This window comes from Novosphingobium marinum (assembly GCF_013408095.1).
GTDB lineage: Bacteria > Pseudomonadota > Alphaproteobacteria > Sphingomonadales > Sphingomonadaceae > Novosphingobium > Novosphingobium marinum.
Map to the genome: position 1 here is coordinate 32501 of NZ_JACBZF010000009.1, position 19868 is coordinate 52368.

Annotated in this window: 21 protein-coding genes (1 of these 21 cut by a window edge); 15 read left to right on the forward strand and 6 right to left on the reverse strand. The window is 64.2% G+C overall.

Features of this window, described 5'->3' with window-relative positions; all coding sequences use genetic code 11:
- A protein-coding gene (locus FHS75_RS16300) for a DUF3667 domain-containing protein (RefSeq protein ID WP_179408734.1) crosses the window boundary here: on the forward strand, positions 1 to 726 show its 3' portion. The gene continues 357 nt to the left of window position 1, outside the view; only the last 726 of its 1083 coding nucleotides appear in the window; its start codon lies beyond the left edge, outside the window; its stop codon occupies positions 724 to 726.
- Between the two features lie 15 nt (positions 727 to 741).
- Here FHS75_RS16300 and FHS75_RS16305 read toward each other — a convergent pair whose 3' ends face one another.
- On the reverse strand, positions 742 to 1134 hold the full coding sequence (locus tag FHS75_RS16305) for a hypothetical protein (RefSeq protein WP_179408735.1): 393 nt from the start codon (positions 1132 to 1134) through the stop codon (positions 742 to 744).
- Between the two features lie 20 nt (positions 1135 to 1154).
- Entirely contained in the window at positions 1155 to 3092 is a 1938-nt protein-coding gene (ftsH, locus tag FHS75_RS16310) for an ATP-dependent zinc metalloprotease FtsH (RefSeq protein WP_179408736.1), read from the reverse strand.
- 173 nt (positions 3093 to 3265) lie between these two features.
- On the opposite strand from ftsH, the gene FHS75_RS16315 reads away from it, so the two are divergent.
- Positions 3266 to 3619 carry a putative quinol monooxygenase gene (locus tag FHS75_RS16315; RefSeq protein ID WP_179408737.1) on the forward strand — a complete coding sequence of 118 codons (354 nt, stop codon included), beginning with the start codon at positions 3266 to 3268 and terminating at the stop codon, positions 3617 to 3619.
- 13 nt (positions 3620 to 3632) lie between these two features.
- Here FHS75_RS16315 and FHS75_RS16320 read toward each other — a convergent pair whose 3' ends face one another.
- Positions 3633 to 5138: a replicative DNA helicase gene (locus FHS75_RS16320; protein WP_179408738.1), complete on the reverse strand. Its 1506-nt coding sequence runs from the start codon at positions 5136 to 5138 to the stop codon at positions 3633 to 3635.
- A gap of 137 nt (positions 5139 to 5275) precedes the next feature.
- Between FHS75_RS16320 and FHS75_RS16325 the strand changes: the two genes are divergently transcribed.
- The 4 genes from FHS75_RS16325 (at position 5276) to FHS75_RS16340 (ending at position 8103) form a co-directional block, all read left to right on the forward strand.
- Positions 5276 to 5758 carry a UPF0262 family protein gene (locus tag FHS75_RS16325; protein WP_179408739.1) on the forward strand — a complete coding sequence of 161 codons (483 nt, stop codon included), beginning with the start codon at positions 5276 to 5278 and terminating at the stop codon, positions 5756 to 5758.
- A 29-nt stretch (positions 5759 to 5787) separates the two neighbouring features.
- On the forward strand, positions 5788 to 6501 hold the full coding sequence (locus FHS75_RS16330; protein WP_179408740.1) for a glycoside hydrolase family 25 protein: 714 nt from the start codon (positions 5788 to 5790) through the stop codon (positions 6499 to 6501).
- The gene (locus FHS75_RS16335) at positions 6498 to 6920 is read left to right on the forward strand and encodes a cytidine deaminase (RefSeq protein ID WP_229735699.1); all 423 of its coding nucleotides are present in this window, start codon (positions 6498 to 6500) and stop codon (positions 6918 to 6920) included. Before FHS75_RS16330 ends, FHS75_RS16335 begins: the two co-directional genes overlap by 4 nt.
- 97 nt (positions 6921 to 7017) lie before the next feature.
- Positions 7018 to 8103: an AI-2E family transporter gene (locus tag FHS75_RS16340; protein WP_179408741.1), complete on the forward strand. Its 1086-nt coding sequence runs from the start codon at positions 7018 to 7020 to the stop codon at positions 8101 to 8103.
- Positions 8104 to 8106: 3 nt separating this feature from the next.
- Here FHS75_RS16340 and FHS75_RS16345 read toward each other — a convergent pair whose 3' ends face one another.
- Both FHS75_RS16345 and FHS75_RS16350 read right to left on the reverse strand, forming a co-directional pair.
- Positions 8107 to 9243 carry a M14 family metallopeptidase gene (locus tag FHS75_RS16345; RefSeq protein ID WP_179408742.1) on the reverse strand — a complete coding sequence of 379 codons (1137 nt, stop codon included), beginning with the start codon at positions 9241 to 9243 and terminating at the stop codon, positions 8107 to 8109.
- Positions 9240 to 9836, reverse strand: a complete 597-nt coding sequence (locus FHS75_RS16350; protein ID WP_179408743.1) for a DUF4136 domain-containing protein — start codon at positions 9834 to 9836, stop codon at positions 9240 to 9242. Before FHS75_RS16350 ends, FHS75_RS16345 begins: the two co-directional genes overlap by 4 nt.
- Before the next feature lie 105 nt (positions 9837 to 9941).
- On the opposite strand from FHS75_RS16350, the gene galE reads away from it, so the two are divergent.
- The 7 genes from galE to FHS75_RS16385 all read left to right on the forward strand — a co-directional run bounded on the left by galE (position 9942) and on the right by FHS75_RS16385 (position 16085).
- Positions 9942 to 10949 (forward strand): UDP-glucose 4-epimerase GalE, encoded by a 1008-nt coding sequence (gene galE / locus FHS75_RS16355; RefSeq protein WP_179408744.1) that lies wholly within the window; start codon positions 9942 to 9944, stop codon positions 10947 to 10949.
- A gap of 84 nt (positions 10950 to 11033) precedes the next feature.
- Entirely contained in the window at positions 11034 to 11159 is a 126-nt protein-coding gene (gene ykgO, locus FHS75_RS16360) for a type B 50S ribosomal protein L36 (RefSeq protein ID WP_004210176.1), read from the forward strand.
- 130 nt (positions 11160 to 11289) lie between these two features.
- Positions 11290 to 11901 (forward strand): HAD-IA family hydrolase, encoded by a 612-nt coding sequence (locus tag FHS75_RS16365; RefSeq protein ID WP_179408745.1) that lies wholly within the window; start codon positions 11290 to 11292, stop codon positions 11899 to 11901.
- Positions 11902 to 12002: 101 nt separating this feature from the next.
- Positions 12003 to 13433 carry a circularly permuted type 2 ATP-grasp protein gene (locus FHS75_RS16370; protein ID WP_179408746.1) on the forward strand — a complete coding sequence of 477 codons (1431 nt, stop codon included), beginning with the start codon at positions 12003 to 12005 and terminating at the stop codon, positions 13431 to 13433.
- The gene (locus tag FHS75_RS16375; RefSeq protein WP_179408747.1) at positions 13433 to 14380 is read left to right on the forward strand and encodes an alpha-E domain-containing protein; all 948 of its coding nucleotides are present in this window, start codon (positions 13433 to 13435) and stop codon (positions 14378 to 14380) included. Before FHS75_RS16370 ends, FHS75_RS16375 begins: the two co-directional genes overlap by 1 nt.
- Before the next feature lie 10 nt (positions 14381 to 14390).
- On the forward strand, positions 14391 to 15239 hold the full coding sequence (locus FHS75_RS16380) for a transglutaminase family protein (RefSeq protein WP_179408748.1): 849 nt from the start codon (positions 14391 to 14393) through the stop codon (positions 15237 to 15239).
- Between the two features lie 81 nt (positions 15240 to 15320).
- On the forward strand, positions 15321 to 16085 hold the full coding sequence (locus FHS75_RS16385) for a proteasome-type protease (RefSeq protein WP_179408749.1): 765 nt from the start codon (positions 15321 to 15323) through the stop codon (positions 16083 to 16085).
- A gap of 6 nt (positions 16086 to 16091) precedes the next feature.
- On the opposite strand, the gene FHS75_RS16390 is transcribed toward FHS75_RS16385, so the two are convergent.
- Positions 16092 to 16751: an extensin family protein gene (locus tag FHS75_RS16390; RefSeq protein ID WP_179408750.1), complete on the reverse strand. Its 660-nt coding sequence runs from the start codon at positions 16749 to 16751 to the stop codon at positions 16092 to 16094.
- Between the two features lie 277 nt (positions 16752 to 17028).
- On the opposite strand from FHS75_RS16390, the gene FHS75_RS16395 reads away from it, so the two are divergent.
- Entirely contained in the window at positions 17029 to 18156 is a 1128-nt protein-coding gene (locus tag FHS75_RS16395; protein ID WP_179408751.1) for a phosphoserine transaminase, read from the forward strand.
- Between the two features lie 93 nt (positions 18157 to 18249).
- Positions 18250 to 19833: a phosphoglycerate dehydrogenase gene (gene serA, locus FHS75_RS16400; protein ID WP_179408752.1), complete on the forward strand. Its 1584-nt coding sequence runs from the start codon at positions 18250 to 18252 to the stop codon at positions 19831 to 19833.
- Positions 19834 to 19868: the final 35 nt, after the last annotated feature.

Sequence of the window (19868 nt, forward strand, 5' to 3'; positions counted from 1 at the left end):
CTGTTCCTGTTCTCTGTCTTCACGATGTTCGCGGTGTTCTCGTTCATGGGTATTTCGACGCCGACTGCCCCGATAACGTCCACGGTCGGCGACGAACTAGCCTCTGTCGACAAGAGGCTGGAAGAAAGGAAGGTTTCGCTGACCGAGGCGATCGAGGATCGGCGCGCCGAAGGCAACGATACGGCCGAGCTGGAAAAGCGTCTCGCCAAGACCGACGAGGAACTGGAAGCGCTTCGCTCGATCCCCGGCATCGCGACCGAGACATCGAACGCCGACAGGATTTCGACGGGCTGGAAGCGGCTCGACAAGGGCATTGTGAAGTGGCGTGAGAACCCGGGCCTGATGCTCTACAAGCTCCAGACGAATGCCTACAAGTTCTCGTGGCTGCTGATCCCGATCTCGCTGCCGTTCATGTGGCTGATATTCGTCTGGCGCCGCCGCTTCGGCTTGTACGATCATGCGGTCTTCATCACCTACTCGATCGCCTTCATGTCGCTGATGATGATCGTCCTGACGGTCGTGAGCGGCTTTGGAATTCCCGGCGGTGTGCTCTATGCCATTTTCGGGATTATCGCGCCCTTCCACATCTACCGGCAGCTGAAGGGCGCTTACGAACTGAGCAGGTTCTCTGCGATCTGGCGGACGGTTGCGCTGATCGCGTTCATCCACACGGTCATCCTCGGCCTGTTCGCGACCGCGCTCTTCATGCTCGGGTTGATGGGATAGCGCAATGCGCGCCGGTCAGCAGGGATATTCCCGGGTGAGGACGGTAAGCCATGCCTTCTGCAAGGTGTTCACCCGCCGCTCGCCCTCGGGCATCCGGCCGAGCATTGCGATGACCTGCTTCGATGACAGGCCCTTCTTCTTCGCCGCGGGCGGAACGCAATAGAGCGGTTCACCCCTGCTGGTCGCTGCTTCGTTGGCCGCGCGCGCTCGCGCGCCTGCGTCCTCGATCTGCTTGACCATCGGTTTAAGCCGCTTGTCGAACATCGCCGCCATGCCGCGCGCCTGGACTGCCTGTGCGTTGGCATAGAATGCCTGGGCATTGACGTCAGAGGGTGAAGCCATCGCAGGCGCAGTCACCGCCGCGCCTGCGAGCATCGTGGCAATGCCGAGCGACCGCATAGAACGCACTCTCGCTTCCAACGTGAACGTCAAGCGCCTTGCGGTGCCGTGTCGCCGCCGGGGAACCGCTTGCCGGCCTTCGGGATCGACGATCCGCGCACCGGTACGGGGCCGCTCGGACCCGACGGAGTGTCGGGACGATCGAGTTCGCCCTTTTCCATCAGTTCCTTGATTTCCTCGCCGGTCAGCGTCTCGTACTCGAGCAGCGCATTCGCCAGCAGGTGCAGCTTGTCGTTCTCGGTCCTGAGGATTTCGTGTGCCTTGGCATGCGCATTGTCGACGAGGCCGCGGATTTCGCTGTCGATCAGCTTCGAGGTCTCGTCCGACATCATCAGCCGCTGCGTGCCGCCCATGCCGAGATAGCCTTCCTGCTGCTCCTCGTACTGGAGCGGGCCGAGCTTGTCGGACATGCCCCACTTGGTGATCATGTTCCGGGCAAGCGAGGTGGCGTACTGGATGTCCGAGGCGGCGCCGCTCGAAACCTTGTCGTGGCCGAAGATCAGTTCCTCTGCGACCCGACCGCCCATCGCGACCGACAGGTTCGCGAGCATCTTGTCACGATGATAGGAATAGCTGTCCCGCTCGGGCAGGCGCATGACCATGCCCAGCGCGCGACCGCGCGGGATGATCGTGGCCTTGTGGATCGGGTCGGAGGCAGGCTCGTTGATCGACACGATCGCATGACCGGCCTCGTGGAAGGCGGTCATCTTCTTCTCGTCCTCGGTCATGACCATCGAGCGGCGCTCCGCGCCCATCATCACCTTGTCCTTTGCGTCCTCGAATTCCTGCATGGCGACGAGGCGCTTGTTGCGGCGGGCGGCCAACAGCGCCGCCTCGTTGACGAGGTTCGCAAGGTCAGCGCCCGAAAAGCCCGGGGTCCCGCGCGCAATGACCCGAGGATTGACGTCGGGTGCGAGCGGTACCTTCTTCATGTGCACGCCGAGAATCTTCTCGCGGCCGTCGATGTCTGGGATCGGCACCACGACCTGGCGGTCGAAACGGCCCGGACGCAGCAGCGCCGGATCGAGCACGTCGGGACGGTTGGTCGCGGCGATGATGATGATGCCCTCGTTCGCCTCGAACCCGTCCATCTCGACGAGAAGCTGGTTGAGCGTCTGTTCGCGCTCGTCGTTCGAGTTGCCGAGGCCATGGCCGCGATGGCGGCCGACTGCGTCGATCTCGTCGATGAAGACGATGCACGGAGCGTTCTTCTTGGCCTGCTCGAACATGTCGCGCACGCGGCTCGCGCCGACGCCGACGAACATCTCGACGAAGTCCGAACCAGAAATGGTGAAGAACGGCACACCCGCCTCGCCCGCGATGGCGCGGGCGAGCAGGGTCTTGCCGGTACCGGGGCTTCCGACGAGCAGCGCGCCCTTCGGAATCTGGCCGCCGAGCTTGGCGAACCGCGAAGGATCCTTCAGGAACTCGACGATTTCCTCGAGCTCTTCACGCGCCTCGTCGATGCCCGCAACGTCGTCGAAGGTGACGCGGCCCTGCCGTTCGGTGAGCAGCTTGGCCTTGGACTTGCCGAAGCCCATCGCGCCCGATCCGCCGCCCTTCTGTACCTGCCGCAGCGCGAAGAACGCGATGCCGAGGATCAGGATGAACGGCAGTGCCTGGATGAGGATGTAAAGCAGCAGGTTCGGCTCTTCGGGGGCCTTGCCCGCGTAGTTGACGTCGTTTTCCTGCAGAAGTTCGGGCAGGCTGGTGTCGTTGGGAATGGGGACCGTGCTGAACGGGTCGCCATTGCGGTACTTCCCGACGATCCGATCCTCGCCGATCTGGACCTCGGACACGGTGCCTTCGGCGACCTTGGCCTTGAAATCCGAATAGGTGATCGATGAGCCGGTTTCGTTCTGGGCCCCGAACATCGAAACCACCATCATGAGGGCAAGGAAGATGCCGCCCCATACGAGCAGGCTCTTCACCCAGGGATTGCCGCTTGGCTGGTCGTCGTTGTTCATGAGCGCGAGAAGTCCTTTCCTGTGCCCCGCAATGTAGGTCCGAACGGCTGAATGGCAAGTTAGCGACGCCGCATGTCCGGCGCGTTCCGGTGTGCATCCAACCTGCCTTTTTTGAGAGCGGCCATCGCGGCGGAAGCGGCTAGAGTTCAGCCGGACAACAGACAGGAAAGACCATGCGCGTCATCGTAGCCGGGTGGATCCGGTTCGCCAGTGCCGAGATTGCCGGAAAAGCCATCCGGGCAGGCGCGGACCTGATCGTCGAAAGCCGCACCGAAACGGGATGCGTTGCCTACAACTGGTCGGTCGATCCGCTCGACGACGGGAAGGCGCACGTGTTCGAGGAATGGGAAAGCGAACAGGACCTGCTGCGCCATCTCCGGCACCGTTCGTACACGCAGATGCGGGACCAGCTGGCGCAGCACGAACTGAGCGACTTCGACATAAAGCTCTATTCGGTCGCGGGCATCGAGCCGGTCTACGACGAGGAGGGACAGGCGAGAACCACGATCTTCGGGGTCTCGCTTTGAGCGCCGCCGCGCGTCACTCGTAGCCGCCAGCCATCGATTCGTCGGCAAGGTCGGAGAAGCGCGTGATGCGCGGCTCGAAGCGCAACCGCACCTTGCCGGTGGCGCCGTGGCGTTGCTTGGCGACGATGAGTTCGGCAAGTCCGTAGACCCGCTCCATCTCGTCGGCCCATTTCGCGTGGTCTTCGTGAACCTTGGCGTCGTCGTTCTCGTTGGGGCGCTTGGGTTCCTTCGCGGCGACGTAGTAGTCCTCGCGGAAGACGAACCAGACCATGTCGGCGTCCTGCTCGATCGAGCCCGATTCGCGCAGGTCGGAGAGCATCGGGCGCTTGTCGTCGCGCTGTTCGACCGCGCGCGACAGCTGCGAAAGCGCGATGACCGGCACGTTGAGCTCCTTGGCGAGCGTCTTGAGGCCGCGGCTGATTTCCGAGATCTCGTTTACGCGGTTGTCGTTCGCACGCTGCGTGCCCTGGAGAAGCTGCAGGTAGTCGACGACGATCAGCCCGATGTCGTGGCGGCGCTTCAGGCGCCGGGCACGGGTGCGCAGCGCCGCGATGGACAGCGCGGGCGTGTCGTCGATGTAAAGCGGCAGCTCGGCGAGGCGCTGGCTCGCGTAGGAAAGCTGCTGGAAATCCTCGCGGCTGATCTTGCCCATGCGCAGGGCTTCGGAACTGATGCCCGACTGCTCGGCAAGGATACGCGTGGCAAGCTGGTCCGCGCTCATCTCGAGGCTGAAAAAAGCCGTCGCGGCGCCGACCGATTCCTCTTTCTCGATCCCGTCGTCGAGATCGCGGCGCAGCCTGTCCGCCGCGTTGAAGGCGATGTTGGTGGCGAGCGAGGTTTTGCCCATGCCTGGCCGTCCGGCGAGGATGATGAGGTCAGAATCGTGCAGGCCGCCGATCTTCTCGTTCACCGTAGTCAGGCCGGTGGTCTTGCCCGCGATGTGGCCGCCCGAATTGAACGCCCGCTCGATCGCGGTGATCGCGGTGCGGGTGGCGATGCCGAAGCTTTGCGCCTCGTTCTGTGTCGCGGCGCCCTCCGCCACCGAATAGAGTGCGGCCTCGGCCTGTTCGACCTGCTGCATGGGCTCGACCGATTCGGACGTATCCATTGCCGATTCGACAAGGTTGCGACCCACCGAGATGAGTTCGCGCAGCAGCGCCAGGTCGTAGATCTGTTCGGCCAGCTCGCGCGGGGCCAGAAGGCCCTGGCCATCGGCGGTCAGCCGCGCGAGATAGCCCACGCCTCCAAGGTCCTTCAGGGCCTCGTCGCTTTCGAAATAGGGCTTGAGCGTGACCGGTGTGACCACCGCCTTGCGATCGAGCAATTGCAGGATGCGCTCGTATATGCGCGCATGGATCGGCTCGAAAAAGTGCTTTGCAGTCAGCTGCTTGGGAAGCTCCTCGATCACCCGGTTGTCGATCAGGACCGCGCCGAGGAAGGCGGCTTCCGCCTCGATGTTGGCGGGCAGGGTGCGGGCGGCGGCTTCGGGCGCCGGGGAGAGGAGGGCTGCTTCTGGCATGAGCCGTCTTTCATGCGCCGACAGCGTGCGGGCGGCAAGCGGGCATCGCCGCCGATGAGGTTCTATTAATCCACAGGCTGTGGATGCGAACGCCGGGCTTGCCCCGCCATGCTGCGATTGCGTAATAGGCATCGGTCATGGCCGACCCGCGCATAGCCCACATAGAGCTCGACGATGCGACGATCATCTGGCGCAATGCCGACATCGAGCAGGAGCGCCGGATCGCGATCTTCGACCTGATCGAGGACAACACCTTCAAGCCCGTCCGCTCGTTCGAGGCGGGGCACGAGGGGCCTTACCATCTTCGCCTGTCGGTGGCCGACGGGCGGCTTGCGCTCGACATCGCTGACGAGACCGGCTCGCACCTCGAATCGCTGATCCTGGGCCTTGCCCGGTTCCGCCGCCCGATCCGCGAATACTTCGCGATCTGCGACAGCTATTACCAGGCGATCCGCAAGGCGAGCGCGCAGGAGATCGAGACGATCGACATGGCAAGGCGCGGCGTCCACAACCAGGCTGCCGAGCTTCTTGTCGAGCGGCTGGAGGGCAAGGTCGATACCGACTTCGATACGGCGCGTCGCCTCTTTACCCTGATCTGCGTCCTGCATATCAGGGGGTGAAGGGGAGCCTTCGGGGGCAAGTCGGGGTCATGGCCAGAAGATCGGGAAACCGGAAGACCGGGAATCGCGCGCGGCTGCGCCTGTTCGCGGCGCTCCTTCTCGTTGCCGTGCTGGCGGCAGGCTATGCATGGTGGCACATGCGCGGCTGGAACCCCGATCGCGGCGATTACGCCGTGCAGGGACTCGAAGTCGGCGCCGAAGACGGCAGGATCGACTGGCGGGCGGCCAGGGCGATCGGGGCCGACTTTGCCTATATCGATGCCAGCGCGAGCGCATTCGCGCGCGATCCGCGCTTCGTAGGAAACCTCGAGGCGGCGAAGAAGGCAGGGGTGCAGGCAGGCGCCGTGCACCGTTACGACCCGTGCCAGCCGGCGGACAAGCAGGCAGCGAATTTCGTCACCGTCGTCCCGCGTGATGCGAAGCTGCTGCCCCCGGCGGTGGAACTCGACCTGCTGGCGGACCAGTGCCCCGTTGCGGTGAGCGACGCAAAGGTGGAAAGCGAGCTGATGACGTTCATCAATCAGCTCGAGACGCACACCGGGAAACCGACGATCCTCAAGGTCACGCCCGCCTTTGAGGAACGTTACGGAATTACCGCGCGGCTCGACCGCAATCTCTGGTTGGTGCGAGACAGGTTCCAGCCCGACTACGCCGGTCGCCCGTGGACGATGTGGACCGCGAATACATCGCTCGCCACCGAGGCTGCCGCCGAGCCGCTTCGCTGGGTGGTGGTGCAGCCGTGAGCAGCGAGCGCAACGACCTCGTCGCGAAAGCGCGTCTCGCCGCGAAGGGAGCCTATGCGCCATACTCGGGCTTCCACGTGGGCGCCGCCCTCGCGTTCGAGGACGGCAGCGTGGTGACAGGCGCCAACGTCGAGAACGCCAGCTATGGCCTCTCGCTGTGCGCCGAGACGGTGGCTGTCTCGAAGGTCCTAAGCGAAGGCGCGCGCGGCAAGCTCGTTGCCGTGGCTGTGGCGGGGGGCAAGCCCGGCGAGCGCACGCCCATAGTCACGCCGTGCGGTCGTTGCCGACAGGTACTGCACGAACTCGCACAGCTTCGCGGGGCCGACCCCGTGATCTGGTGCGCCGGGGACGAAGACGTGCTGGAAATGCGCCTCTCCGAGCTCCTGCCCAACGCGTTCGGACCAGCCGCGCTCGATTGACGCATTGCCGACCTGCAGTAGATGATGCCGGGACGCATTGGCGACGGTGCTAGGCGGTGCTAAACGCCGCTGCGCACATGCTGCAAAAGGGCTCTTGATGGACGAAGGCGACAAGCGCGGCTGGCGCTTCGAGGACGGCGGCTTCCTGGCCCTCGTCCTGTTGGTATCGCTCGCCTTCATCTGGCTTGTGCTACCCTTTTTCGGTGCGATCCTGTGGGGTCTGGTCGCCGCGATCCTGTTCGCCCCGCTCAATCGCTGGCTGGTGCGCCGCATGGGCGGACACGAAAACGTCGCAGCGGCGCTCGTCCTCTTGCTGATCGTCACCTTGGTGATCCTGCCTGCATTCCTGCTCGGCATGAGCCTCGTTCGCGAGGCCGCCTCGCTCTACGTGCGGATCGAGGAGGGCGATCTCGATCTTGCTCAGATCCTCGTGAACCTGCGGGCGGGGCTTCCCGACTGGGCGCGCGGCTGGCTCGACCAGTACGGCCTGACCGACCTCGAGCAGGCGCGCGAAATGGTCGGCAACAGCCTCGCGACGATTCTCCAGGCGATCGGGTCGCGCGCGCTCCTGTTCGGCCAGGGTGCGCTCCGGCTGTTCGCGGCGCTGGGTGTGATGCTCTACCTGACCTTCTTCCTGCTACGCGATGGCGAGCGCCTGGGCGCGCAGGTAAAGACTGCAGTGCCGCTGCGCCAGGACCTGCGCGACGCCCTGGTCGAGCGCTTCATCGTGGTCATCCGAGCAACGATGAAAGGGACGGTGGTCGTTGCCGCGGTACAGGGCTTCGTCGGCGGCATGATTTTCTGGATGCTGGGACTGGAAGGGCCGCTTCTGTGGGGGCTCCTCATGGCTTTCTTCTCGCTCGTCCCGGCAGTGGGAGCAGGCATCGTCTGGCTTCCGGTGGCGATCTACCTGCTGGTCACGGGGTCCTATTTCGAAGGGATCGCGCTGACGCTCTGCGGCTTCTTCATCATCAGCCTGATCGACAATGTCCTGCGCCCGATCCTTGTCGGCAAGGACACGCGTATGCCGGACTTCGTGGTGCTCATCGCCACGCTCTCGGGCCTCGATCTCTTCGGCCTTAACGGCTTCATCGTCGGTCCGATGATCGCCGCGCTGTTCATCTCGGTCTGGAACATCGTTTCGGACTGGCGGCGCAAGCAGGCGGTGCGAAGTCCGGCCTAGCGCTCAGTCCCCCTCCTCGAGCCATTGGAGCAGTGTAGCGAGACAATCGCGGCCCAGCATGGCGCTGCGTTCCGGGCTCCAGCCCTGCTCCGGACTGGGCAGCGGATCGTGATCCTTGAACGGCATTTCCAGCGTCATCGAGACGCAGCCGAACCGCTCGGCGAGCTGATTGGTTGACATCGAGAGGTTGGCCTTGCCCGCCGAAGCGACCGGATAGCCGCGTTTCGTCTGGAAATCGGGGGTCCGGAGATCGAGCAATTCGCGATAGCGCCGGTAGCGTGAAAGCTGCTTGTCCGTGATCGAGGGAATTCCCTCGAACCCGGCCAGGAAAACGCCGGCGATCGCCTCGTCGCCGTGGACGTCCATCGCGAAATCGACGCCGGTTTCGTCCATCGCGTTGCGTAGTGCGAGGACCTCAGGCGATTTCTCGAAAGTCGGGGTATCCCACTCGCGGTTGAGATTGGTTCCCGCCGAATTGGTCCTGAGGTGTCCGAGCCGCGATCCGTCGGGATTGCAGTTCGGCACGATGTGAAGGCGGCATCGCTTTCGCAATGCCCTGCCGACAGGGTCTCCCGGATCGGTCAGGCATTCCAGCGCGCCTTCCATCCACCATTCGGCCATGCTCTCGCCCGGATGTTGTCGGGCATAGAGCCAGACCTGCGTCTCGCCCTCGCCCATTTCGAGGCAGTCCAGCGGCTGGCCGTCGAGCGTCTTGCCGAGGCAGCGATACTCGACGCCGTCCTGCGCAGCCATGTCGGCGACAAGATCGTGATGCCGCTCCATCGAATAGGGCGCGAAATAGGCGAACCATGCAATGTCGCTTTGCGGCGTGTGGCGAATGGTCAGCGTGCCGTTGCCTGCGCCCGCTTCCCACGAGGTGTCCGCCCGGCCCCAGTATTCCCGGTCTTCGGACACGCAGGCCCGGTATCCCGGCCAGCCCGCCGGATAGGCCGACTTGTTGAGATCGACGATCTTCAGGGTCAGCGTCCTGCCCTTCGCGCCCGAGACGCGGAAGTGGAACCACTGGAGGAATTCGGAACTGCGGTCCGGGCGGACCTTCAGGGTGGCTTCGGCGCCCGAGACGGCCTCGACCGCGATGTTGCCGGAATCGAATGCGGAGCAAATGTCTATATCTGTCATCTCACCAGGATAGTTTCGCCCGACTCTCCCGGAAAGCCCCTGAACAGGGCTTCGGCCATTTTCGGCGCGCCGAGTTGCGTGCCGGCGAGCGGCGAGCTGGACTTGACCGCGAAACTCGACCGGCCTTCCCAAAGCGACTGGCCCGTCTGCGCGTCGCGGATCATCACCGAAAGCTGGGTCTCGACCTGCTCGGGGGGAGGGCCGGAGAGGTCGAGGCCGATGCCTACGCCCACGCCCGAGCCATAGCTGCCGGTCGATCCGCCCACTCCCACGGAGACGGGGCCGCGCCTGCTTCCGGGGCGGAATACGCCGCGATCGACGTCGACGTAGGCAATCTGGCCGGCTTCGGAATCCGGACCGACCTCGACATAGCCCAGCCGTACCAGCTCGCGCGACACCGCAGCGGCGAAGGAGCGGAATTCGATGCTGCTTCCGTCCTCGCCTGGTGCGGGGCGCACGGCGATCGTGCCGCGACCGAGGCGCTCCGTCGCGGGCACGTGGAAGCGGGTCACCTCGACCGGCCCGACCGGAGCGACGCAGGCACCGGCAGAAAGCGTTGCGCCAAGCATCGCGGCAAGGATAAGGGGCTTCATGGTCTCCAACCTCCGAAACCGAAACTGGACTCAAGCCGTTAGGGTTGCAAGCATTTCACGGCTGTTAACCGAACCGACGCCGAAAACTGCTAGCGCGCTGCGGACATGAGCCAGAAAGTCCCCGTACTCGTCACCGGCGGCGCCGGATATATCGGCAGCCATGCGGTCCTTGCACTGTGCGACGCCGGATGGCCGGTCGCCGTGGTCGACAACCTGTCGACCGGATTTCGCTTTGCCATACCCGAAGGCGTTCGCCTTTACGAAGGAGACATAGAGGACGGCGCGCTTCTTGCCCGCATCTTCGAGGAGCAGGACACCCGGGCGATCATGCATTTCGCAGGCTCGATCATCGTCCCGGAATCGGTCGAAAATCCGCTGAAGTACTATCACAACAATACCGCCAAGAGCCGCGCTCTGATCGAGGCGACAGTGAACGCGGGCTTGCCGCACTTCATCTTCAGCTCGACCGCCGCGACCTACGGCGTCCCGGAGGTCTCGCCGGTGAGCGAGGAGAGCCCGAAGCAGCCGATCAATCCCTACGGCATGTCGAAGCTGATGACGGAGATCATGCTGGCCGACACGGCGCAAGCGCATCCGCTGAACTTTTGCGCGCTGCGCTATTTCAACGTCGCCGGCGCCGATCCGCAGGCGCGGACCGGGCAGTCCACCGCCGGCGCAACGCACCTCATCAAGGTCGCAGTCGAGGCGGCACTGGGCAAGCGCGACGGCGTTTCGGTGTTCGGCACCGATTACGACACGCCCGACGGGACCGGCGTGCGCGACTACATCCACGTCTCCGACCTTGCCGCCGCGCACGTCCTCGCTCTCGAGGCGCTGATCTCCGAGCCCGATCGGTCGCTGACGTTGAACTGCGGGTATGGGCGAGGGTTTTCGGTCCTCGACGTTCTCGATGCGGTCGACCGCGTGACCAACCGGACCATCGAACGGCGCTTCGAAGGTCGCCGGGCGGGTGATCCGGCCTCGCTGATCTCGGACAACAGCCGCATCAAGGCCACGCTGCCGTGGGAGCCGCAGCACGACGACCTTGAGACGATCGTCGGCCACGCGCTGGCATGGGAACGGCGGCTCGGCGAAATACGCCGCGACGCTTGACTTCGGGCGCTGCGCACACTACCTGCGCGGTTCGAAATCCGGGGCGGCCCAGCGGCCGCCTTTTTGCTTGCCAAAGAGACAGTCATGAAGATTCGCAACAGCCTCAAGTCGCTCAAGGGTCGTCACCGGGACAACCGCGTGATTCGCCGTCGCGGCCGGACCTACGTGATCAACAAGACCAACCGCCGCTTCAAGGCGCGTCAGGGCTGACGATGCCCCGGCTCCTGCAACGCGGGAGCCAACGTCGGACGCTGCAGGTCTCGTGCGTTTTGCGCACGTGCAAAATCCCCGCTTCGGCGGGGATTTCTGCGTTGGCGAGCATTGGACCCATGCAACTGTCATGAGCGATATCGTCGAAGCCGTGGTTTTCGATGTCGGGCGCGTGCTCGTCCAGTGGGACCTGCGCTACCTTTTCGGCAAGCTGATCCCCGACGCGGCTGAGCTGGAATGGTTCCTTGCCAACGTCGTCACCGAGGAATGGCATTTCGAGCATGACGCCGGACGCCAGCTCCACGAGATGGTCGCCGAGCGAAAGTTGCAGTTCCCCGAACACGCGCACCTGATCGACGCTTACGCCACCCGGTTTTCCGAAACGATCCCGGGGCGCGTCCCCGGCACGCACGAGCTGGTCGAGCGGCTGGCGGGCAAGGGCGTTCCGCTTTACGCGATTACCAACTTCGCCGCGCCTTTCTGGGCGGAATATCATCCGACCGAGCCGACGTTCCGGCATTTCGGGCAAATCGTCGTTTCCGGCGAGGAGCGGATCGCGAAGCCCGCTGCGGAGATTTTCCGGCTCGCCGCCAACCGGTTCGGTCACGAACCGCGCTCGATGCTTTTCGTCGACGACAATGCGGCGAATGTGGAGGCGGCGCGGCGGCTCGGCTGGCAGGTGCATCACTTCCGCGATGCCGGGCTGCTCGAGGATGACCTAGGGGCCCGACACTTGATCTAGGTTGGAACATCGGGCGCTCCCGTGCGCTTTTCGCACGTGCAGCGAACCCCTTGGCAACGGCACTTTGATGTTGCACACATGGGGCCGAAACGGGAGCCGCGATGAAATCGGACGAAAGCGCGAACTATGACGAGATGCTCGGTGAAGACGGCAGCATCCGTCCCGCTTACGCCGGTTTCCGGGAATGGTACGACGAACAGGATCCGCGCTGGCTGAAAAAACAGGATGCCGAGGCGGAACGCTTCTTCCGCCGCATCGGCATCACCTTCAACGTCTATGGCGACAATGACGCGGAAGAGCGGTTGATCCCGTTCGACATGATCCCGCGGATCATCACCGCGCGCGAATGGCGCAAGCTGACGCGCGGTATCGAGCAGCGGGTGCGAGCGCTGAACGCCTTCCTGCAGGACCTTTACCACCGGCAGGAGATCATCCGCGCCGGCCGCCTGCCGATGTGGATCATGCGCGAGAATGCCGCGTTCCTGCCGCAGATGGTTGGCTTCACGCCGCCCGGCGGCATCTACACGCACATCGTCGGCATAGATCTCGTCCGCACCGGACCCGAGGAGTTCATGGTGCTCGAGGATAATGCGCGGACGCCGTCGGGCGTCTCGTACATGCTCGAGAATCGCGAGACGATGATGAACATGTTCCCCGAACTGTTCACGCGCATTCCTGTCTGCCCGGTTTCCGACTATCCCCGGCGGCTTGCGCGCTCGCTGCGTGAAAGCGCACCCGATTGCGCGGCGGAGCGCCCCGTCGTCGCGGTGCTGACGCCCGGCATCTACAATTCGGCCTACTTCGAGCATGCCTTCCTCGCCGACCAGATGGGCGCCGAGCTCGTCGAGGGCAGCGACCTGCGTGTCGTCAACGGGCGTGTCTGCATGCGCACGACGACCGGCTACCAGCCGATCGACGTGCTCTATCGCCGGGTCGACGACGAATATCTCGACCCGCTTTCGTTCACGCCCGACAGCGTTCTCGGCATCGCAGGCATCATGGACGTTTACAGGTCCGGCGGGATCACCATCGCCAATGCGCCGGGAACGGGGATCGCCGACGACAAGGCGATCTACTCTTTCATGCCCGACATCGTCGAGTTCTACACCGGCGAGAAACCGTTGCTCCCCAACGTTCCGACCTGGCGATGCAGCGAACCCGATGCGCTGGCCTACGTGCTCGACAACCTCAAGGATCTCGTGGTGAAGGAAGTCCACGGCTCGGGCGGCTACGGCATGCTGATCGGCCCGGCATCCTCGCGCAAGGAGCTGTCGCGCTTCGAGAAGAAGCTGCGCGCCCGGCCGGACAACTACATCGCGCAGCCCACCCTTTCGCTTTCGACGGTGCCGATTTTCACCCGCGCCGGGCTCGCGCCGCGCCATGTCGACTTGCGGCCCTTCGTCCTCGTTTCTCCCAACGGCGTGAACATCACGCCCGGCGGCCTGACCCGTGTTGCCATGCGCAAGGGATCGCTGGTGGTGAATTCGTCGCAGGGCGGCGGCACCAAGGACAGCTGGGTTCTGGAAGACTGATGCTCGGGCGCAACGCAAACGGCGTATTCTGGATGTCCCGCTACCTCGAGCGGGCGGAGAACGTGGCGCGGCTTCTCGATGTCGGTTTCCGGCTCGCGCTGACCCGCGGCCTCGATGCCTCGCAGGAGGAGGAATGGCGTTCGGTCCTGATCACCATCGGGCAGGACGACGACTATTCCGAGAAGTTCGACGACTATTCAGGGCCGCAGGTGTTCAACTACATCCTGCGCGACCGCGAGAATGCGTCGAGCGTGATGCAGATGATCGCAAATGCGCGCAGCAACGCGCGTGCGGTGCGCACCTCGATCACCAACGAGGTGTGGGAAGCGACCAACGAAAGCTTCATGATCCTGCGTGACCAGCTTTCGAGGCCGGTGCGCGAAAGCAACCTCGGCGAAATCCTGACATCGGTCCGGCGGCAGGCGACGCTGGTGCGCGGTGCGATCGAAGGCTCGATGCTCCGCAACGAGGTCTTCAACTTCAGCCGGATCGGCACCTTCATCGAACGCGCCGACAACACCGCGCGCATCCTTGATGTAAAGTACTACGTGCTGTTGCCCTCGGTCGCATGGGTCGGTTCGGACCTCGACAACGCGCAGTGGGACACGCTCTTGCGATCGGTCGCGGGCGACCGTGCCTACCGCTGGCTCAACGCCGGACGGATGGACCCGCGCAGCATCACGCAGTTCCTCGTCCTCGACGGCCAGTTCCCGCGCAGCCTCGTTTTCTGTTACGACAAGATACGCAGCAACATGTCGGGCCTCGCGCTCCAGTACGGGGAAGAGACCGAGGCGCACGAGATCATGCGCGGTGCGGGCGCCCGGCTGCACCAGACGACGATAGACGACATCTTCGACGTCGGGCTGCACCAGTTCATCCAGAATTTTCTCTCAGAGACGACCCGGATCGGCAACGCCATCGCGGCCGACTACCGGTTCATGGAATAGGAGGAGGACGATGCGCCTCTCCATCAGGCACACGACCCGCTACGAGTTCTCGCAGCCGCTGGCGCATGGCCTCCAGCGCCTGCGGCTTCGACCCAAGACGACCCACGGGCAAGACGTGATCGAGTGGGAAACCGACCTCGATGGCGCGGTGCGCGAACTCGAATACGATGACCAGCATCACAATCATGTCGAGCTCATCTCGGTCGAAGCCGGGGTGAAAGCGCTTTCGATCACCAGCACGGGCATTGTCGATACCTCCGACAACGCCGGGATCATCGGTCAGCACGCCGGCCACATGCCGCTCTGGTGCTTCCTCAGGCAAACGAAGCTGACCCGTCCTGGGCCCAGGATGCGCGCGATGGTGCAGGGCCTTGGCACCGACCGCAGCAATTCGCTCGACCTGCTGCATGAATTGTCTCGCCTGATTGCGGAGCAGGTGGCCTACGAGAAGGGCATGACCGACGTCGGCACGCTGGCCGAGACCGCGCTCGAGAAAGGCCACGGCGTCTGCCAGGACCATTCGCACATCTTCATCGGGGCGGGGCGTCTGCTCGACATCCCGATGCGCTACATCGGCGGGTACCTCAAGATGGAGGGCCAGGCCGAGCAGGAAGCAGGACATGGCTGGGCAGAAGCGCACGTCGAAGGGCTCGGCTGGGTCGGCTTCGACGTGTCCAATCAGATCAGCCCCGACGACCGCTACGTGCGCGTGGCGACGGGTTGCGATTATTCCGAAGCCGCGCCGGTGACGGGCATCGCATTCGGCGAGCACGACAGCGCGCTGGAAGTCAGGCTGACCGTCGAGCAGGAGCTGAAAGGCCAGCAACAGCAGCAGCAACAGCAGACGAACGGTCGATAACCGTCGCATGCCGCTTGACGCGCGGCCCTCCATACATCACCGAATTCGCCAGGGAAGGACTGGGGTAGTGAGGGACCGCCGTTGACCTATTGCGTGGGCATGATCCTCGATCGCGGGCTGGTGTTGATGAGCGACACCCGCACGAATTCGGGAGTCGACAACATCTCGGTCTTCCGCAAGATGTTTCACTGGTCGGTGCCGGGCGACCGGATCATCTCGGTCATGACGGCAGGCAACCTGGCGACCACGCAATCCGTCATCAGCCAGCTCGAAGAGCGCAACAAGGCCCCCTCGGAGCGCAACAACTCGCTGCTCGAGGCCGAAACCATGTTCCAGGTGGCGACGATCGTCGGCGGCCTGCTGCGCGAGACCATTGGCACGATGGCGTCCGACAACGGCCAGCGCGCAGCGGCTGGAACCTTCAACGCATCGATGATCGTGGCAGGACAGATCAACGGCATGGAGCCGCGGCTCTTCCTGATCTACCCCGAGGGTAACTTCATCGAGGCCAGCTTCGACACGCCTTTCTTCCAGATCGGCGAGACGAAGTACGGCCGGCCGATCATCATCCGCGCCTACGATCCGACGATGAGCTTCGAGGATGCGGTCAAGCTTCTGATGGTCTCGTTCGACTCGACGCTGAAGGCAAACCTCTCGGTCGGTCTGCCGCTCGACCTGATGGTGGTGGAACGCGACAATTACGAGCCCGTCCATCAGCGCCGGATCTCGGCGAACGATCCCTACTTCCAGGCGATTTCGACCGGATGGGGCGAGGCATTGAAGCAAGCCTTCGATTCGCTGCCCGACTACACCTTCTACAATCCGCGCTCGGAAGCGGCGGAGTAGGATCGCTCAGCGGCAGAAAGAACTGCCGCCGAACTCCAGGTGGAAGTGATCGCGGTGCGCCGCGTTGTAATTCGGCCCGAGCACGGTGCCGAATCGCTTGCACGCGCTCTTGTGCACGATCCTGAGGAAGTCGCGCTCGGTCGGGTCGGCGCTGTTCCAGTCGCCGATGACCGAGATGCGCCGCCCGTCTTCCAGCACGAAGGCCGAAACGTCGATCGCGTTGGCGGTGGCGTGGGCCGACAGGCGGCTCGTGCCAGCGACGGTGCGGCAATTGTAGCTGCCCATCGTCTCGATCCGCGCAAGCGGACTGCCGAGAAGCTGGCGTGCGGCGCGATCCACGCCGAACCGTGCCCAGTTGGCAAAAGTGTTCGCAAGCGGGCAAGTCACCGGGCCGAGGTTCGAGATGCCAAGCACGTCGGTATCGGAACGCAGCGCGGCGAGGCGCACGCTGTTAACAGTCGAACAGCCGCCTCCGAAATACTTGTCGGGTACCGGAGTGAAGGATGCGCGCGTCGCGCCCAGTTCCGCAAGGCACTGCCGCGCTTCGGGCCTCGGCGTGACCACTTGCGTCGACTGGCGCACCTGGCCGCGCTTCGACACTTGAGGAATGTCGATGCAGCCGCCAAGCATGGCCACGAGGGGCAGGATGAGGGCAATCCCTTTCATAGGGGAATGCTCGCATCCGATAGTTAATTTTCCGTTGAGAAACGCCATTTCGGACCCCCTGCCGACAGGCCTCGGGGAACTACGAAGGCGGGCTTTTCGGCCCAATGAACGGATCGGCTTCGGCAGGACGAAGCGACTGCTCCGGCGCGACGAACCGCTTGCTTCGGGCAAGTGACGACGAGCGGTTCCGGTTGACATCGCGGCGCGCATCTCTAGGTGCGGCATCGGGCCACGCGGTCCCAACGCCGCGCGAGCTCTCTGCAAGGAGAGTCTGAAAATGACTGACGTTACGAAACCGGCGCGCCTTCCTGCGCGTCCGCACTTTTCTTCCGGTCCCTGCGCCAAGCCGCCGGGATATTCCCCCGAAAAGCTCGCGACCGAATCGCTCGGCCGCTCGCATCGCTCGAAGATCGGCAAGGCGCGCCTCGCCCATGCCATCGACCTCATGCGCGAAGTCCTGAGGCTGCCCGAAACGCACCGGATCGGCATCGTGCCCGGCTCGGACACCGGCGCGTTCGAGATGGCGATGTGGACGATGCTCGGCGCGCGCCCGGTCACGACGCTTGCCTGGGAAAGCTTCGGCGAAGGCTGGGTGACCGACGCGGTCAAGCAGCTGAGGATCGACCCGACGGTCTTGCGCGCCGACTACGGCGAGATCCCCGACCTTGCGCGGGTGGACTGGTCGAACGACGTCCTGTTCACATGGAACGGCACGACCTCGGGCGTTCGCGTGCCCGATGGAGACTGGATTCCCGCCGACCGCGAGGGGCTTTCCTTCGCCGATGCGACCAGCGGTGTATTCGCCTACGACATTCCGTGGGACAAGATCGATGTGGCGACGTTCTCCTGGCAGAAGGTGCTTGGCGGAGAGGGCGCGCACGGCGTGCTCATCCTCGGCCCGCGCGCCGTGGAGCGCCTCGAAAGCTATACGCCGTCGTGGCCGCTTCCCAAGGTCTTCCGCCTGACCAAGGCCGGCAAGCTCATCGAAGGCATCTTCAAGGGCGAGACGATCAATACCCCTTCGATGCTCGCGGTCGAGGATGCGATCTTCGCACTCGAATGGGCGCAATCGCTCGGCGGCCTCGACGGCTTGCGCGCGCGCTCGGATGCCAATGCGGCAGCTCTCGGCAAGATCGTCGAGGAACGCGACTGGCTGGGTCACCTTGCCGCCGATCCGGCCATCCGCTCGAAGACGAGCGTATGCCTGACCGTCGAAGGCGCGGACACCGACTTCATCAAGTCGTTCGCCAAGCTCCTCGAGGACGAGGGCGCCGCCTGCGACATCGCCGGATATCGCGACGCCCCTCCGGGCCTGCGTATCTGGTGCGGCGCGACCGTGGATACCGCGGACATCGAGGCACTTGGCCCCTGGCTCGACTGGGCCTGGGCGTCGCTCAAGGCCTAGGCCCGGCGTTCCCGGAGCATTCCGACCCGCTTTTTCGCATCGAGTGCCGTCAGCGCGCACCGATGACATGACGTTTCAGAAGGATTGGACACCATGACCAAGCCCAAAGTCCTCATTTCCGACAAGATGGACCCCAATGCCGCCCGCATCTTCGAGGAGCGCGGCTGCGAAGTGGACGTGATCACGGGCAAGTCGCCCGAAGAACTGATGGAGTACATCGGCGACTACGACGGCCTTGCTATCCGGTCGAGCACCAGGGTGACGAGGGAGATTCTCGACGCCGCGAAGAATCTCAAGGTTATCGGGCGCGCCGGTATCGGCGTCGACAACGTCGATATCCAGGCTGCTTCGGCTCAGGGCGTCGTCGTGATGAACACGCCGTTCGGCAACTCCATCACGACCGCCGAGCATGCCATCGCGATGATTATGGCGCTCGCCCGGCAGATTCCCGAGGCAAACGAGCGTACGCAGAAGGGCGAGTGGCCGAAGAGCGCTTTCATGGGCGTGGAAGTGACCGGCAAGACTCTCGGCCTTATCGGCGCGGGCAACATCGGCTCGATCGTTGCCAGCCGCGCGCTCGGTCTTCGCATGAAGGTCGTCGCCTACGATCCGTTCCTGACCCAGGAACGCGCCGTGGAAATGGGCGTGGAGAAGGCCGATCTCGACACCCTGCTCGAGCGCGCGGACTTCATCACGCTGCACACGCCGCTGACCGACCAGACCCGCAATATCCTGAGCCGCGAAAACCTCGCCAAGACAAAGAAGGGCGTGCGTATCGTCAACTGCGCGCGCGGCGGCCTCGTGGACGAGGCGGCGCTCAAGGAACTGCTCGAATCGGGCCACGTGGCGGGTGCCGCGCTCGACGTCTTTGCCGAGGAGCCGGCCAGGGAAAGCCCGCTGTTCGGCACTCCGAACTTCATCTGCACCCCGCACCTGGGTGCCTCGACCACCGAGGCGCAGGTCAACGTGGCGCTGCAAGTCGCCGAGCAGATGGCCGATTACCTGGTGAACGGCGGCGTGACCAATGCGCTCAACGTTCCTTCGCTTTCCGCCGAGGAAGCGCCGAAGCTGCGCCCGTACATGGCGCTGTCGGAAAAGCTCGGAAGCCTCGTCGGACAGCTTGCGCATGGCAATCTCGACAAGATTTCGGTCGAAGTCGAGGGCGCCGCCGCCGAACTGAACATGAAGCCGATCACCGCCGCCGTGCTAGCCGGGTTGATGAAACACTATTCGCAGTCGGTGAACATGGTCAACGCGCCGCATCTTGCGAAAGAGCGCGGCATGGACGTGCGTGAAATCCGGCATGACCGCGAAGGCGTATACCACACGCTCGTGCGGGTCACCGTCGCGACCAGCCAGGGCGACCGCTCGGTAGCAGGCACGCTGTTCGGCAACGAGGCGCCGCGCCTGATCGAGATTTTCGGGATCGGGATCGAGGCGGATCTCGACGGGCACATGCTCTACATCGTCAACGAAGACGCGCCGGGCTTCATCGGCCGTATCGGTTCGCTGCTCGGCGAGAACGGCATCAATATCGGCACTTTCCACCTCGGCCGGCGGCAGGCAGGCGGCGAGGCGGTGCTCCTGCTCTCGCTCGATGCCGCGATCCCCGAAGCCGTGATGAAGGATGCGTGCGACCTGCCCGGCGTGAAGACGGTCAAGCCGCTGACTTTCTGAGGAGTTGCAAATTTCCGCCGGTCCCGCGAAAGCGG

Bases quoted from the DNA above. Each gene is read 5' to 3' on its own strand.
- ftsH (WP_179408736.1), bottom strand. From the start codon at position 3,092: ATGAACAACGACGACCAGCCAAGCGGCAATCCCTGGGTGAAGAGCCTG.
- FHS75_RS16315 (WP_179408737.1), top strand. From the start codon at position 3,266: ATGCGCGTCATCGTAGCCGGGTGGATCCGGTTCGCCAGTGCCGAGATT.
- FHS75_RS16320 (WP_179408738.1), bottom strand. From the start codon at position 5,138: ATGCCAGAAGCAGCCCTCCTCTCCCCGGCGCCCGAAGCCGCCGCCCGC.
- FHS75_RS16325 (WP_179408739.1), top strand. From the start codon at position 5,276: ATGGCCGACCCGCGCATAGCCCACATAGAGCTCGACGATGCGACGATC.
- FHS75_RS16330 (WP_179408740.1), top strand. From the start codon at position 5,788: ATGGCCAGAAGATCGGGAAACCGGAAGACCGGGAATCGCGCGCGGCTG.
- FHS75_RS16340 (WP_179408741.1), top strand. From the start codon at position 7,018: ATGGACGAAGGCGACAAGCGCGGCTGGCGCTTCGAGGACGGCGGCTTC.
- FHS75_RS16345 (WP_179408742.1), bottom strand. From the start codon at position 9,243: ATGACAGATATAGACATTTGCTCCGCATTCGATTCCGGCAACATCGCG.
- FHS75_RS16350 (WP_179408743.1), bottom strand. From the start codon at position 9,836: ATGAAGCCCCTTATCCTTGCCGCGATGCTTGGCGCAACGCTTTCTGCC.
- galE (WP_179408744.1), top strand. From the start codon at position 9,942: ATGAGCCAGAAAGTCCCCGTACTCGTCACCGGCGGCGCCGGATATATC.
- ykgO (WP_004210176.1), top strand. From the start codon at position 11,034: ATGAAGATTCGCAACAGCCTCAAGTCGCTCAAGGGTCGTCACCGGGAC.
- FHS75_RS16365 (WP_179408745.1), top strand. From the start codon at position 11,290: ATGAGCGATATCGTCGAAGCCGTGGTTTTCGATGTCGGGCGCGTGCTC.
- FHS75_RS16370 (WP_179408746.1), top strand. From the start codon at position 12,003: ATGAAATCGGACGAAAGCGCGAACTATGACGAGATGCTCGGTGAAGAC.
- FHS75_RS16375 (WP_179408747.1), top strand. From the start codon at position 13,433: ATGCTCGGGCGCAACGCAAACGGCGTATTCTGGATGTCCCGCTACCTC.
- FHS75_RS16380 (WP_179408748.1), top strand. From the start codon at position 14,391: ATGCGCCTCTCCATCAGGCACACGACCCGCTACGAGTTCTCGCAGCCG.
- FHS75_RS16390 (WP_179408750.1), bottom strand. From the start codon at position 16,751: ATGAAAGGGATTGCCCTCATCCTGCCCCTCGTGGCCATGCTTGGCGGC.
- FHS75_RS16395 (WP_179408751.1), top strand. From the start codon at position 17,029: ATGACTGACGTTACGAAACCGGCGCGCCTTCCTGCGCGTCCGCACTTT.
- serA (WP_179408752.1), top strand. From the start codon at position 18,250: ATGACCAAGCCCAAAGTCCTCATTTCCGACAAGATGGACCCCAATGCC.